At 72.1% G+C, this 12,942-nt stretch carries 14 protein-coding genes; 9 read left to right on the forward strand and 5 right to left on the reverse strand.

What is annotated here, in order from left to right; genetic code table 11:
- Window positions 1-37 precede the first annotated feature (37 nt).
- Window positions 38-274 carry a hypothetical protein gene (locus tag ACQEUX_RS29965; RefSeq protein WP_433055476.1) on the forward strand — a complete coding sequence of 79 codons (237 nt, stop codon included), beginning with the start codon at window positions 38-40 and terminating at the stop codon, window positions 272-274.
- 28 nt (window positions 275-302) lie between these two features.
- Here the strand turns inward: ACQEUX_RS29965 and ACQEUX_RS29970 are convergent, their stop codons facing one another.
- On the reverse strand, window positions 303-2,789 hold the full coding sequence (locus ACQEUX_RS29970) for a helicase-associated domain-containing protein (RefSeq protein ID WP_433055479.1): 2,487 nt from the start codon (window positions 2,787-2,789) through the stop codon (window positions 303-305).
- 84 nt (window positions 2,790-2,873) lie between these two features.
- Here ACQEUX_RS29970 and ACQEUX_RS29975 point away from each other — a divergent pair, with 84 nt between their 5' ends.
- Entirely contained in the window at window positions 2,874-3,497 is a 624-nt protein-coding gene (locus ACQEUX_RS29975) for an HAD family hydrolase (protein ID WP_433055481.1), read from the forward strand.
- 27 nt (window positions 3,498-3,524) lie between these two features.
- Window positions 3,525-3,911, forward strand: a complete 387-nt coding sequence (locus ACQEUX_RS29980; RefSeq protein ID WP_088986676.1) for a cold-shock protein — start codon at window positions 3,525-3,527, stop codon at window positions 3,909-3,911.
- Here the strand turns inward: ACQEUX_RS29980 and ACQEUX_RS29985 are convergent.
- Window positions 3,872-4,720: a 1,4-dihydroxy-6-naphthoate synthase gene (locus ACQEUX_RS29985; protein WP_433055485.1), complete on the reverse strand. Its 849-nt coding sequence runs from the start codon at window positions 4,718-4,720 to the stop codon at window positions 3,872-3,874. The two genes, ACQEUX_RS29980 and ACQEUX_RS29985, sit on opposite strands and share 40 nt — an antisense overlap.
- Window positions 4,721-5,146: 426 nt before the next feature.
- Between ACQEUX_RS29985 and ACQEUX_RS29990 the strand changes: the two genes are divergently transcribed.
- Window positions 5,147-5,689 carry a helix-turn-helix transcriptional regulator gene (locus ACQEUX_RS29990; RefSeq protein WP_433057243.1) on the forward strand — a complete coding sequence of 181 codons (543 nt, stop codon included), beginning with the start codon at window positions 5,147-5,149 and terminating at the stop codon, window positions 5,687-5,689.
- A gap of 22 nt (window positions 5,690-5,711) precedes the next feature.
- Entirely contained in the window at window positions 5,712-5,975 is a 264-nt protein-coding gene (locus tag ACQEUX_RS29995) for a GNAT family N-acetyltransferase (protein ID WP_433055488.1), read from the forward strand.
- Here the strand turns inward: ACQEUX_RS29995 and ACQEUX_RS30000 are convergent, their stop codons facing one another.
- Both ACQEUX_RS30000 and ACQEUX_RS30005 read right to left on the reverse strand, forming a co-directional pair.
- Window positions 5,976-6,626 (reverse strand): futalosine hydrolase, encoded by a 651-nt coding sequence (locus ACQEUX_RS30000; protein ID WP_433055491.1) that lies wholly within the window; start codon window positions 6,624-6,626, stop codon window positions 5,976-5,978.
- Window positions 6,623-8,224, reverse strand: coding sequence for an MFS transporter (locus ACQEUX_RS30005; protein ID WP_433055494.1), 1,602 nt, complete (start codon window positions 8,222-8,224; stop codon window positions 6,623-6,625). The genes ACQEUX_RS30000 and ACQEUX_RS30005 overlap by 4 nt, the downstream gene beginning before the upstream one ends.
- On the opposite strand from ACQEUX_RS30005, the gene ACQEUX_RS30010 reads away from it, so the two are divergent.
- Window positions 8,223-9,152, forward strand: a complete 930-nt coding sequence (locus tag ACQEUX_RS30010) for a DUF3027 domain-containing protein (protein WP_433055497.1) — start codon at window positions 8,223-8,225, stop codon at window positions 9,150-9,152. The genes ACQEUX_RS30005 and ACQEUX_RS30010 overlap by 2 nt on opposite strands.
- A gap of 24 nt (window positions 9,153-9,176) precedes the next feature.
- Here ACQEUX_RS30010 and ACQEUX_RS30015 read toward each other — a convergent pair whose 3' ends face one another.
- On the reverse strand, window positions 9,177-9,422 hold the full coding sequence (locus tag ACQEUX_RS30015; protein ID WP_433055500.1) for a DUF2530 domain-containing protein: 246 nt from the start codon (window positions 9,420-9,422) through the stop codon (window positions 9,177-9,179).
- Window positions 9,423-9,510: 88 nt separating this feature from the next.
- Here ACQEUX_RS30015 and ACQEUX_RS30020 point away from each other — a divergent pair, with 88 nt between their 5' ends.
- The 3 genes from ACQEUX_RS30020 to ACQEUX_RS30030 all read left to right on the forward strand — a co-directional run bounded on the left by ACQEUX_RS30020 (window position 9,511) and on the right by ACQEUX_RS30030 (window position 12,909).
- Window positions 9,511-10,989, forward strand: a complete 1,479-nt coding sequence (locus ACQEUX_RS30020) for an NCS2 family permease (protein ID WP_433057245.1) — start codon at window positions 9,511-9,513, stop codon at window positions 10,987-10,989.
- Window positions 10,990-11,104: 115 nt separating this feature from the next.
- Window positions 11,105-11,554, forward strand: a complete 450-nt coding sequence (locus ACQEUX_RS30025; protein ID WP_433055503.1) for a MarR family winged helix-turn-helix transcriptional regulator — start codon at window positions 11,105-11,107, stop codon at window positions 11,552-11,554.
- A gap of 71 nt (window positions 11,555-11,625) precedes the next feature.
- Window positions 11,626-12,909, forward strand: coding sequence for an MFS transporter (locus tag ACQEUX_RS30030; protein WP_433055506.1), 1,284 nt, complete (start codon window positions 11,626-11,628; stop codon window positions 12,907-12,909).
- Window positions 12,910-12,942: the final 33 nt, after the last annotated feature.

Consider the following 12,942-nt stretch of genomic DNA (forward strand, 5'->3'; position numbering starts at 1 on the left):
TGGGAGTCCAGGGCCGGACCGGGCGGGGAGGCTGGGTATGACGGTCGACCGTGACGTGATCGCGGAGCACGAGCAAGCACCACCCGACGAGGTGTCCCGCGCGACGGTGATCGCGTACGTCGTCGCGGCGACGCTCCTCATCGGGTGGTTCCTCTTCGGCTGGCTGGTGCTGCGGCAGGGTTTCGTCGACTCGGTCGGGGAATCCGCCGGGGCCGGCTTCGCACTGCTGCTGATCATCTCGGTGGTCGGCACCGTACGCCGTAGCCGCCGCTGACCGACAGCGCCCGCGGCGGCGCCTGGGGTTAGTCCGCCACCACCGCCGCGGTGATCCGGTGCAGCGCGAACGTGTGCAGCATCTCGGTCCGTTCGTCCTCGGCACGGAGGTAACCGGCGCCGATCGAGACCGGCTTGACCAGTCGGGACGCGGTCGCCCCGTGCGCGTCGACGTAACCGACCCAGACCAGCGCCTTGTCGCGGACCGCCTGCTGGAGCACCGCCAGGGCCTCGCTGTGCGTGTGCGCTGGCACCGGGCCGCCGCCCAGCCCCGCCGCGCCGCCGCGTACCACCGCCGGTGCCCGTCGGGCGGCGCGTGCCGCCGCCTCACCCCGCCGGATGTGCTCCACCACCCCGAGCAGCCGGGGCATGGGCAGCTTCGGGGCGGTCAGCGGATCGAGTGTCCGGGTGGTCACCGACACCCGGGCCGGTGCCCGCCGGATCCGCGGTCGGGTCAGCACGGTGCTGCCGAACCCGTCCTCCTGCACCGGGGCGTACCCGGCGTCGCGCAGCGCGCCCAGCAGACGGCCGACCTGGTACTGCGTACACAGCACCGTCGGCGCGAGCCGGCGCAGTGCCAACGACTCCAGCCGCCGGTCGGCCAGCACCTCGCTGATCAGCGTCTCGTCGTCGCTGCGCAGGTACGCCCCGGCCAGACCGACCCGTAGCCCGCCGTGTTTACGGGCCACGTCGTCCACCAGGTAGGTGAGCCCCTGCGGCACCGGGGTACGCGACCGCCGCCGGAACACGTCGTGCAGGTCCCCGGCCGAGTAGCCGGAATCCAGGGCGCGCCGCACGCTCGCCGTCGTGACCCGGTGCACGCTGGCCCCGCCGGCCGACTCGAGTTCGGTCATCGCCTCCAACTCGACGGCGAGCGCCGGCTCGGGTGGGCCGGGCACCACCACGGTCAGGTCGGCCTGCACCAGGAAGTGGTCGACCGGGGCGGGCAGCAGTGCGTCCAGTGCCCGGGCGGCGCTGGACGGGTCTCCGCTCTCGACGTCCGCGTGCACGCCCAGCGGGTCGTCGCCGCCCCGCTCGTCGGTCGACGTCAGGTCACCCAGGAGCAGCCGACCGTACGACGTGAGCGCCCCCAGGCCGGTGACGCCGAGCTGCGCGGCCTCGGCCAGCACCTCCCGGTGGGCTGCGTCGCGGCCCCGGCTGCGTCGCGGCGCCCGCCAGTCCAGCAGGTCCTGCACTTCCTCCGGGGTGGGCGCGGTCGCCGGGACCAGGTCGGCGAGCACGCCGAGCACCGCCCGCCGGGTGGCCGGCACGCTGGCCCGCTCGGCCTCGGCGGAGAGCGCGGTGATCGGCCGGTCCCGGTCGTCACGGCGGCCGACCAGCCCCACCTGCCGGGTCATGGTCAGCCAGGCTCGGGCCAACTGCTCCCAACGCTGGGCCAGCGAAGTGGCCCGCCACACCTCGTACCCGCCGGTCGGCAGCACCTGCTGATCCGCCCCGTACCGGCTGGTGGTCGCGCCAGGCATCTCCAGCTCACCGGCGAGCCCCGCCGCGTACGCCACCTCCAGCAACAGCGCGGTGGTCGATTCGTCCAGCCCGGCGGTACGCGCCAACCGGCGCAGGTCCCGCACGCCGATGCCGCCCGAGCGCAGCACCGGCGCGGGCTCCTCGGAGAGTTGCTCCAGCAGCCCTTCGGTGTGCCGGACCACCTCCATGGTCTGCCCGGCACCGGCCGAGTCGACGGCCTTCGGCTCGCGCGGCGCGGCGGCCACGGGAGGGGGGCTGGTACGCAGCGGCCCGAGCGGACCACTGTCGCGGCGCAGCAGCAGACCGACCTCGCGGGGCAGCTCCACCGTGCCGCTGGTCGTCGACGATCCAGTCGTCACGGGGACCAGCAGCCGGTTGTCGACGAGCCAACGCACCGGGGAACCGGTCGGAGCGCCGCCGTTGGTCGGGTCCGAGAGCACCGGGTCCTCCGCGCCGACCGGTGGTGCCTGTAACGCCCCCGGTGGCACGCTGCCCACCGGCGGGCCGGCCGCCAACCGGTCCAGGATCGCCCGGGCGGAGGGTGGTGCGGCGAGCAGAGTCCGTCGTAGCTTCGCCGGGTCCGCACAGAGCGCGGCCGTGCGCGGGTCCAGCTCCGCGGCCGGTCGGCCGAGCCCAGCGGGGTACGGGGCGACTTCGTCGACGGCGGGCACCACCTCCAGTGCGTGCTCCGGGCCGTACAGCAGAAAGAGCGCGCGCAGCCGGCCCACGGCGGCTCGGATGGCCGTCGGAGCCGGTGGGTGCGGCCCGGCGGTCGCCATGGCGAGCACGGTGTCGGTGGCCGTGGTGCCGTCGTCCGGATTCCGGGTGAGGCGGGCGGCGTCGAGGATCTGGAGGGTGAACTGGTCCAGCCCGTCCAGCGCGCGGGCCACCGAGACCCGGGACTGGGCACGGATGGCCAGGGCGGAGACGTCGGCTGGCACGGGCACGACGAGGTCGGGCCGCAGCTGGAGGAGCGCGGCCAGTGACTCATCGGGCAGCGACCGCAGGTGGTCGGCGAGTGAGGTGGTCATCGTCTTTCCACGCTAGCCCGGCACGGGGCTGTCGCGCCCCTCGGACGTCCGGCCGGTCCGGAGTCGCCGGGTACGTTTCTCGACATGTCTGCACTGACCGTCGGATTCGACCTCGACATGACCCTGGTGGACTCCCGCCCCGGCATCGCCGCGGCGTATCGGGCGCTGACCGCGAGGACCGGCGTGCCGATCGATGCCGAGCTGGCGGTGTCCCGGCTCGGGCCGCCGCTGCGTACCGAGATCGCGCACTGGTTCCCGCCGGAGCAGGTCGAGCAGGCCGTGCATGTGTTCCGCGAGCTGTACCCGGCGTACGCGATCACCCCGACGCTCCTGCTGCCCGGCGCGCGGGAGGCCACCGACGCGATCCGTGCGCGGGGTGGCCGTGTGCTGGTCGTCACGTCCAAGATCGGTCGGTTGGCCCGGCTGCACCTGGACCACCTCGGTCTCACGGTCGACGAGTTGGCCGGTGACCTGTTCGCCGAGCAGAAGGCGACCGCCCTGCGGGAGCACGACGCCACCCACTACGTCGGTGACCATGTCGCGGACATGGTGGCTGCGGGGGCAGCTGGGGTGCCCGGCATCGGCGTCGCGACGGGCCCGTGCTCCCCCGATGAGCTGCGCGCGGCCGGGGCGGAAGTGGTGCTGGGCGAGCTGACCGAATTCCCAGCGGCGCTCGACGGCATGATCCAGCTAGCCTTGGAGCAGTAGCGGCTCAAGTGAAGCAGGGGTTTTCAGGTGCCTACGGGTCGAGTGAAGTGGTACGACACGGCCAAGGGATACGGCTTCGTCACCAGTGACGAGGGCGGGGACGTGTTCCTGCCCAAGGGGGCGCTGCCGGCGGGTGTCACCGACCTCAAGGGTGGCCAGCGGGTCGACTTCAGCGTGGTGGACAGCCGCCGAGGCGCGCAGGCCATGGGCGTCAAGCTGCTCGACGCGCCGCCGTCGATGGCGGAGTTGCGCCGTCGGCCGGCCGAGGAGCTGCACGGCCTGGTCGAAGACATGATCAAGGTGCTGGAGGCGAAGGTCCAGCCGGACCTGCGCCGTGGCCGGTACCCGGACAAGAAGACCGCCCAGAAGATCGCTCAGCTGGTCCACGCGGTCGCCCGCGAGCTGGAGGTCTGAGGCACCAGCCCGGCGGTGGCGGCCCGGTCGAGCAGTGCCGCCACCGCGGCGAAACCGGCCTCGCCCAGATCCGCGGTGAACTCGTTGACGTAGAGGCCGATGTGCCGGTCCACCACGTCGAGTTCCATCTCCTGGGCGTGCGCCAGCACGTACTCCCGACTGGCCGCCGGGTCCGCCCACGCCTGCCGGACGGACTCGCGGACCCAGCCGGTCGCGGCCTCCGGGTCCACTGCGCCACGGCGAGCCAGGATCGCTCCCAGGGGGATGGGCAGGCCGGTGTCGGCCTCCCACCACTCGCCGAGGTCGACCAGGGCGCTCAGGCCGTGCCGGTGGTAGGTGAACCGGGCCTCGTGGATGACCAGCCCAGCGTCGTAGCGGCCGGCCGCGACGCCCGGCATGATCTCGTGGAAGGGGACCACCTCGATCCGGGCCGGTGGCCGCCCGGCCGACCAGAGCCGGAACAGCAGGTACGCGGTGGTCCGGTCGCCCGGCACCGCCACCGTGGCCCCGGTCAGGTCGGTGCGGTCCGGCCCGCCCTCGCGGTCGCCCCGGGTGAGCACCAGCGGCCCGCACCCGCGACCGAGCGCACCACCGCAGGGCAGCAGGTGGTAGTCGTCGAGCAGCCAGGGCAGCGCCGCGAAGCTCACCTTCACCAGGTCGAACGCGCCCCGCTCGGCCGCCGTGTTGGTGACGTCCACGTCGGCGTACGTCACCTCGACAGGTGGTGCGCCGGGCACCCGGCCGTGCACCAGGGCGTGGAAGACGAACGTGTCGTTGGGGCAGGGCGAGATCGCCAGGGAGAGCGCCACGCCCCTCACGTTAGCCCCGCCCCCGAACGCTCCTCCGGCGCGGTCCCACGCTTGTGACCTGCCAGGTGCTCGCCGCCGTCCACCCGCCAGCCGCTGTCGCTGCGCAAGGCAACGTCGGGTACCAGCCAGCGAGGGTATGGCGTCACTGTCGATCCCTGTAGAGCTGCCCCATCCGTGGGGCACGGTGCCGGCGGTGCGGTGCCGACGCTCCGGTACCGGCGGTGGCGGTCGTTGAACCTCGGGCTGCCCTAGCCGTCCGTCGGCTTGCCCCATTTTCGGGGCAGCTCTACAGGCGCTGACCGAGGGGTATGCACAGTGACGGCGACGCTATCCACAGGGTTGTCCACAGCCCGAAGGGGTGCTGTTGACGACCGGGGCTGAGCGGAAAACCATGGACGGGTGGCTACCGATGAGGGTGAAATCGACGTGGGGGCGACCCTGCGGGATCTTCGTCGACGTGCCGATCTGAGCCAGCGGCAGCTGGCCGAGCGGTCTGGCATCCCGAAGAGCACGTTGGCTCGCATTGAGGCGGGGCGGGGTGCCGGGCCGGCGTTCCGGACGGTGGAGCGGCTGGTCCGTGCGGTCGGTGGTGAACTCGCCCTCAGGCTGCCCGGCGTGCACTGCTGCGCGGCAGCGGTTAGGTCGCCGAGCGCGCTCGCCGCGCCCGACGACGAGGCACAGGATGAGCCACGGGACGAGGCTGGTCGCCGTTACCCGGCGCACCTTGACGTCCGTCGAGTCCTGACCCTCAAGGACTGGCCGGGTGCCTGGTGGGCCCACTCGTACACCCTTCCGGAGCGGTTATGGCCGGTGCGTGTCCCGGAGTTGACCTACGACCTGGACCGAGCGCGGCGAGACGAGCGGCGGTGGCGGAACCGGACGCGAGCCCAGGTGCGGTTTCGGCGCGCGTCCGCCGGCGACGCCCTGGCGTTTTCTCGCCGAGGTGCCCGGGGCCGGGCCGGTCGGTGAGTTGAGAGCCTATGAGCGGAGCGTGGACCTCCTCCTCGGCGAGGACTGGGGCGACCGGCGTGAGCTGGTGTTGGAGGGCGTGGTCGTTGCTCCAGGCCTGCGCAACCTGGGCATCGGGCGTCAGCTGATCGGGCTGCTGACCAGGGAGATGGCAGCAGCGGGCATAAGGACCACCCACGCTGTCGCAGAGTTCGGCAAGGTCGAGTTCCTGCTCGCCTGCGGGTTCGAGCTACAGGCGAGTCGGCCGTCGGCGCTGACGCTCGAAGTCCGTCCTCCCCGGTCGTAGTCAGTGCAGCGCCGGGGCCGCCGCGGTCAGCGCGGTGAGGGCTTCGCGCAGCCGCCAGGCGTCGCGGTCGCGCGGGCCGATCGGGTTGGAGATGGTGCGTAGCTCGGCGAAGGGCACCCCGGCCTGCGCGGCGGCGACGGCCACCCCGTACCCCTCCATGGCCTCGGCGACCGCCTCCGGATGCCGGCGGCGCAGCTCCTCGGTGCTGGCGACGGTGCCGGTGACCGTGCTGACCGTGAGCACCGGGCCGATCGTGGCCGCCGGCAGGGCGGCCCGCAGCGCCGCCAGCAGGCCCGGGTCGGCCGGCACCAGGCTGCCGCCACCGAGCAGCGCGGGCGGCATGCCCAGCTCGTCGACGGGGATGAAACCGTCCGGTGACTCCGCGCCCAGGTCGGCGGCGATGCTCGCGGTGCCGAGCACGGTGTCGCCGACGGCGGCCCGGCCTGCGAAGCCGCCGGCCACGCCGGCGCTGACCACCGCACGGTACGGGCGTCCGGCGGCCTCGGCCAGAGCCAACAGCCGGGCGGTGGCGGCACCGGCGACAGCCGGGCCCACGCCGACCGGGGTGACGGTCACGGTGGGGTCGGTCAGCCCGTCGCGCACCGCGTCCGCCTCGGCTGGCACCGCCGTCACCACCAGTAGACCGGTCACGAGAGTGAGCCAGGAGACTCTCGGCGGGTCTCGTCGTCGGCTCCGCCACCCGGGCCGCCGACCGCTGAGGACGGGCGGTAGATGTGGTAGCCCGGCGGGGCGAGCCCCGGGTCGTCGTACTGCGGCGAGCTGGCCTGGGCCGGCGCTGGCGAGGTGGGCGCCGGGTCCGCGGGCTCGTCCGCCGGCTCGTCCTCGGTCAGCTCGTCGTCGCCGAGCGGCCGGCCAGCCAGCTTCTCGCCGCGCAGCCGGGCGGCGGCCAGCACGCCCCGGATCGCGGCCAGGACGCCGACCCCGGCGGCGACCGCGATGCCCATGCGACCGTTGAAGGGCACCAGCCCGAGCCCGCCGCCAGCGACGAAGGCGAGCATCAGCACCGTCTCGGAGTGGGCGAAGGAACTGGCCCGCAGCCGCTCCGGAATGCGCTCCTGGATCGAGGCGTCCACGGCCAGCTTCGCTATCCCGCTGACCAGCGCGGCGACCAGGCAGAGCAGGGCGACCATCACCAGCGAGAACTGGATGACGGCGAGCACCGCCACCCCAGCCACGATGATCATGCTGCTGGACTGGATGGCGGTCGGTCGGTGGATGCGAAGTCGGGTGCCGATGGCGGTGGCCAGGAAACTACCGACCGCGAGCGCGCCGCCGACCACCCCCAGCGCCCACTCGGCGCCCAGGTCCCGGCCGAACAGCACCGTGGTCAGGTCGCCCTTCTTGATCGCGAAGGCGAGGAAGAGCAACAGGAAGCCGTACAACGCGCGCAGCGTCGCGGCACCGACCAGGGTGGCGATAACCAGTCGGCCAGCCGGTCGACCCCGACCCAGCGGCCGGTCGCCACGGCGGCGGCCCAGCGCGCGCAGTGGCCGGGGAACCCGCTCCGGTGGCTCCGAGTCGGCCTTCGGTGGCAACCGCAGGGAGATCACCATGCCGACCAGGAAGATCACCGACGCGACGCGCAGCGGCCACTGCGGCCCGAACCAGAACGCGGCCAACCCGATCGGCGCCACCAAGGCGCCCGCGACCGTGCCGTAGACGCTGGCCCGGGCACCCACCTGGGAGAGGCCGAGCCTTTCCGGCAACAACCGGGGCACCGCCGCGGACCGGGCCACGCCGTACGCCCGGGACAGCGCGAGCACCCCGAACGCGGCCGGATAGAGCCCGAAGCCGTGGATGTAGTCGGAGATCAACCAGGCCAGGAACGCCCGGCCGAGCATCGTGGCGGCCAGGGCGTAGCGCCGGCCGTGCCGGAAGTGGTCCAGCAGCGGGCCCACCACGGGGGCGAGCATCGCGAACGGCACCATGGTCACCAGTAGGTAGAGCGCGACCTTGCTGCGGGCCTCGCCCAGCGGCACGTTGAAGAAGATCGTCCCGGCCAGGCCGATGGCGATCAGCGTGTCCCCGGCGCAGGAGAGCGCGTGCAGGTCGAACAGGCGAACCATGCCGACCTCGCCGCCGGCACCCCGCGCCCGGGCCCGACCGGCCCGGCGGGTCACCCAGCGGCCACTGCCCATCGAGCCGCGCAGCAGCAGGCGAATGGCGCGGATGCCGGTGCCGACGGTCCGCCCGAGGACGGATCGCCCGGAGCGGGAGTACGACGGCATGTGCACCATCCTTGCCCATTCGATCCAGGTACGCCGCACCACTGCGGGGAAAGGTTCCCCGGGAGTCCCTGTCACCCCTGCGAGGCGCATGGGGAACAATGGTGGGGTGACCAGGCCCGCCTCCACCCGTGCCGCCCGTCTCGACCAGGTCTGCGCCGCCGCCGTCGAGGTGGCCCGCGCTGGCATCACCGAGGTGGACGCCGACGATGTCGGCGACCACCTGCAGGTCGTGGCCGAGGGTGATCGGCTGGTCACCCACTACTTCGAATGCCGCCTCGCCGGCTATCGCGGCTGGCGCTGGGCGGTCACCGTCACCCGGGTGCCGCGCAGCAAGACGGTGACCATCTGCGAGACGGTGCTGCTGCCCGGCCCGGACGCCCTGCTCGCGCCCGGCTGGCTGCCCTGGCAGGAGCGGCTCAAGCCGGGCGACCTCGGCCCGGGCGATCTGCTGCCGACCTCGCCGGATGACGATCGGTTGGTCCCCGGCTACCTGCTCTCCGACGACCCGGCGGTCGAGGAGACGGCATGGGAGTTGGGCCTCGGGCGGGCCCGGGTGCTCTCCCGGGAGGGCCGCGCCGAGACAGCGCAGCGTTGGTACGACGGCGATCACGGCCCCGCCGCACCCATCTCGGCCGCCGCGCCGGCCGCCGCCCGTTGCGGCACCTGCGGTTTCTACCTGCCGCTGGCCGGTGCGATGCGGCAGGCCTTCGGGGCGTGCGGCAACTTCTACGCCCCCGATGACGGTCGGGTGGTGAGCGCCGACCACGGTTGCGGCGCCCACTCCGAGACGCTGATCGAGGCCGCCGAGACCGCGGTCGACGAACTGCCCACGGTGTACGACGACAGCGCGGTGGAGGCCATGTCGGTCAGCCGCGCCCCGGGCTCGGTGGAGGCCGCCGAGCCGGCGGAGCCGTACGGGCACTCCTGACCGGTCGCGCCGGCCGCAGCGGGGTCAGCCCGCGCGGCGGCGGCGTCGGTTGGCGTCGTGCCGCATCATCACGGCGAGACCCGGGAAGCCCCACAGGAAACCGGCGAGGCAGGTCCAGAGCCAGTTCTGGTGACCGTGCTCGGTCAGCCAGCCCCGGAAGAAGATCAACAGGACCAATCCGACCGCCGCCCACGCGATCAATCCGGCGAGGGCGAACGGCACCATCGGCGGGTCCAGTGGTGCGGGCCGCGGTGGCTGCTCGTTCGGCATTCGGCAAGCGTACGCGACCTACTTCCCCTGCCCATCCGTGATCTGGGACGATGCGCGCGACAACCGGAAGATCACCTGCGAGGACCTGATGGCAGTAGAGCCGCCCGAGAACGGCACACCACCCGACCCCGCGCACCCGCGTAACGGCTTCGACCGGTTCTTCGAGATCTCCGCCCGTGGCTCGACGCTGAGCCGCGAGGTACGCGGTGGCCTGGCGACATTCTTCACGATGGCGTACATCGTGGTGCTCAACCCGCTGATCCTGGGTGGTGCCGTCGACGGTGACGGCAAGACGCTCCCGATCCCGGCGCTGGCCGCCGCGACCGCGCTGGTCGCCGGCCTGATGACCATCCTGATGGGTGTGGTCGGCCGGTTCCCGCTGGCGCTCGCCGCCGGTCTGGGCGTCAACGCGCTGGTGGCGTACGAGATCGCCCCCGAGATGACCTGGGCCGACGCGATGGGCCTGGTGGTGATTGAGGGTGTGATCATCGCGGTGCTGGTGCTGACCGGTCTGCGGACCGCGGTGTTCCGCTCGGTACCGACCCAGATGAAGACCGCGATCGGGGTCGGGATCGGTCTGTTCCTGACCATCATCGGCCTGGTGGACGCCGGCTTCGTGCGGCGCATTCCGGACGCCGCGAACACCACCGTCCCGGTCGGGCTGGGCATCGGCGGCAAGCTGGTGAGCTGGCCGATGCTGGTCTTCGTGGTGGGCCTGCTGATCACCCTGGTGCTGGTGGTCCGCCGGGTGCGGGGCGCGATCCTGATCGGCATCCTGGTCTCGACCGTGCTGGCGGTGATCGTGGAGGCGATCGGCAACATCGGCCCGTCCTTCGTCAACGGTCAGCCCAACCCGAAGGGTTGGTCGCTGAACGTGCCGGAGCTGCCGAAGACGGTGGTGGACCTGCCGGACCTGTCGCTGCTCGGCAAGTTCAACGTGCTCGACTCATGGGGCCGGGCCGGGTGGCTGGTCGTGCTGATGTTCGTCTTCACGCTGCTGATCACGGACTTCTTCGACACCATGGGCACGATGGTGGCGGTGGGCCAGGAGGGCGGCCTGCTCGATGAGCAGGGCACCCCGCCGCGGGCCAAGGAGATCCTGCTGGTCGACTCGATCGCCGCGGCGGCCGGCGGTGCGGCCAGCACCTCCAGCAACACGTCGTACATCGAGAGCGCCGCCGGTGTCGCGGAGGGTGCCCGGACCGGGGTGGCCAACCTGGTCACCGGCGCGCTCTTCCTGGTGGCGATGTTCCTGGCGCCGCTGGTGGTGATCGTGCCGTTCGAGGCGGCGTCGACGGCCCTGGTGGTGGTCGGTTTCCTGATGATGACCGCGGTGCGGACGATCGACTGGTCCGACTACGAGATCGCCATCCCGGCGTTCCTCACGATCGTGCTGATGCCGTTCACCTACTCGATCTCCAACGGGATCGGCGCTGGCCTGATCACCTTCGTGGTGGTGAAGCTGGCCCGGGGTAAGGCCCGGGAAGTCCACCCGCTGCTGTACGGGGTGGCGGCACTGTTCGTGCTGTACTTCCTGCGCGGGCCGATCGAGTCCCTGGTGCTCTGACCTACGTCCGGGCGGGGAATCGAACGTGATTTCCCGCCCGGAACAGCACAAACGTCCTCGTGAGCCTGGTCATAACGGATGTCGTTAGCCAGGCTCATTAGTTAAGCTAACTAATGTGATGGAGCGGACGGTGACGGCGGAACGCGTGCCACCGGCGCAACTGGCTCCCCAGTTGCGTGATGCGATCACCCGACTCAACCGGCGGGTCCGCCAGGCCCGACCGGTCGGCGACCTCACGGTCACCCAGGTCTCCGCGCTCACCAGCCTGCGGCTGGCGGGCGCGCTGACGCCCCGGGAACTGGCCGACGTGGAGCGGGTGCAGCCACCGACGATGACCAAGATCGTCGGGAAGTTGGAGGACCGCGGCCTCGTGCGGCGGACACCCCACCCGACCGACGGCCGGCAGGTCATCCTCGCGGCGACCGAAGGAGGGCAGGCCGTGCTCGACCAGTTCGAGCGGGCCCGCGACGAGTGGCTGGCTCACCGGCTGGCCGCGCTCGACGAGGACGAACGGGAGACCCTGCAGAGGGCCGCCGAGATTCTTCAGCAGCTCGCTCGCGCCTGAGCCGCGCCCGCGCCACCGGGTCCGTGCCGTCACCTGTCGATGACGCGTACGTCCGAGGAGGCGCACCAAGAGTGCAGGCCAAGCTGAGCACGATGTTCCAGTCCCTACAGGTCCGCAACTACCGCCTTTTCGCATCCGGGCAGCTGATCAAGTTGATCGGCGTCTGGATGATGTTCATCGCCCAGGACTGGCTCGTCCTCGAGCTCTCCGACAACTCGGCCACCGCGCTCGGCGTGGTCACCGCCTGCCAGTTCACCCCGGTGCTCCTGCTCACCCTCTTCTCCGGCCGGCTGGCCGACCGGTACGACAAGCGGGTGCTGCTCTTCGCGGCGAACTCCCTGTGGAGTGTGCTCGCGCTCGGCATGTCGCTGCTGGTCCTCACCGACCTGGTGCAGCTCTGGCACGTCTTCGCCTTCGCCGCGCTGCTCGGCACGGCCAACGCCGTGGAGACCCCGGTCCGTCAGGCGTTCGTCTCCGAACTCGTCGGCACGCCCCTGCTGCCCAACGCGCTGTCGCTGAACGCCGCCGTGTTCAACTCCGCCCGGATCGTCGGCCCGGCCGTCGCCGGCCTGGCCATCGCCGCCTTCGACGTGGGCCCGGTCTTCCTCTTCACCGCCCTCAGCTCCATCGCGCCCCTGGTCAACGTGGTCCGGATGCGTACGGCCGAACTGCACCGTGACGCACTCCTGCCGCGCGACGAGCGGGCGTCCGCACGCGTGGTCGACGGGTTGCGGTACGTGTGGCGCCGTCCCGACCTGCTGCTGCCGATGGCGGTCATGTCGGTGATCGGCATGTCGCTGTTCAACTTCCAGCTCACCCTGGCCGCGCTGGCGAAGACGGTCTTCCACACCGGTGCGGCCTCCTTCGGTCTGTTCAGCACCGCGCTGGCCGTCGGCGCACTCGGCGGCGCGCTCAGCGGCACGGGCCGGCGTAGCCGTCCGTCGGTCTGGTTGGTGCTGGGCGCGGCGATCGCCTGCGCCAGCTTCGGCACCCTCGTCGGTCTCGCCTCGGCATACTGGCTGGTCGTGACACTGCTGGTGCCGACCGGCTTCTTCATGGTCTTCTTCGCCCAGGCCGCCAACCAGCGGGTCCAGTTGGGCGTGGACGCGGCGTTCCGGGGACGGGTGATGGCCCTGTGGGTGCTGGTCTTCCTGGGAACCAACCCCGTCGGCGCGCCGTTGATCGGCTGGGTCGCGGAGCATTTCGGTGCCGGTGCCAGCATCTGGATGGGTGGGCTGATCTCGTTGGCCGCCGCGCTGACCGCCCTCACCTGGCAGTTGCGCCGTTCCGGTGCCCGGCTGCGTTTCCGGGTGCTACCGATGCCCCGCTTCTACGTCACCTCGACCGACTGCTGAGGTTTACCGAAGGCGAGCCGGGCCCCGTCCCGT

Origin of the sequence: Micromonospora sp. CA-259024 (genome assembly GCF_050936255.1) — a bacterium.
Lineage (GTDB): Bacteria > Actinomycetota > Actinomycetes > Mycobacteriales > Micromonosporaceae > Micromonospora.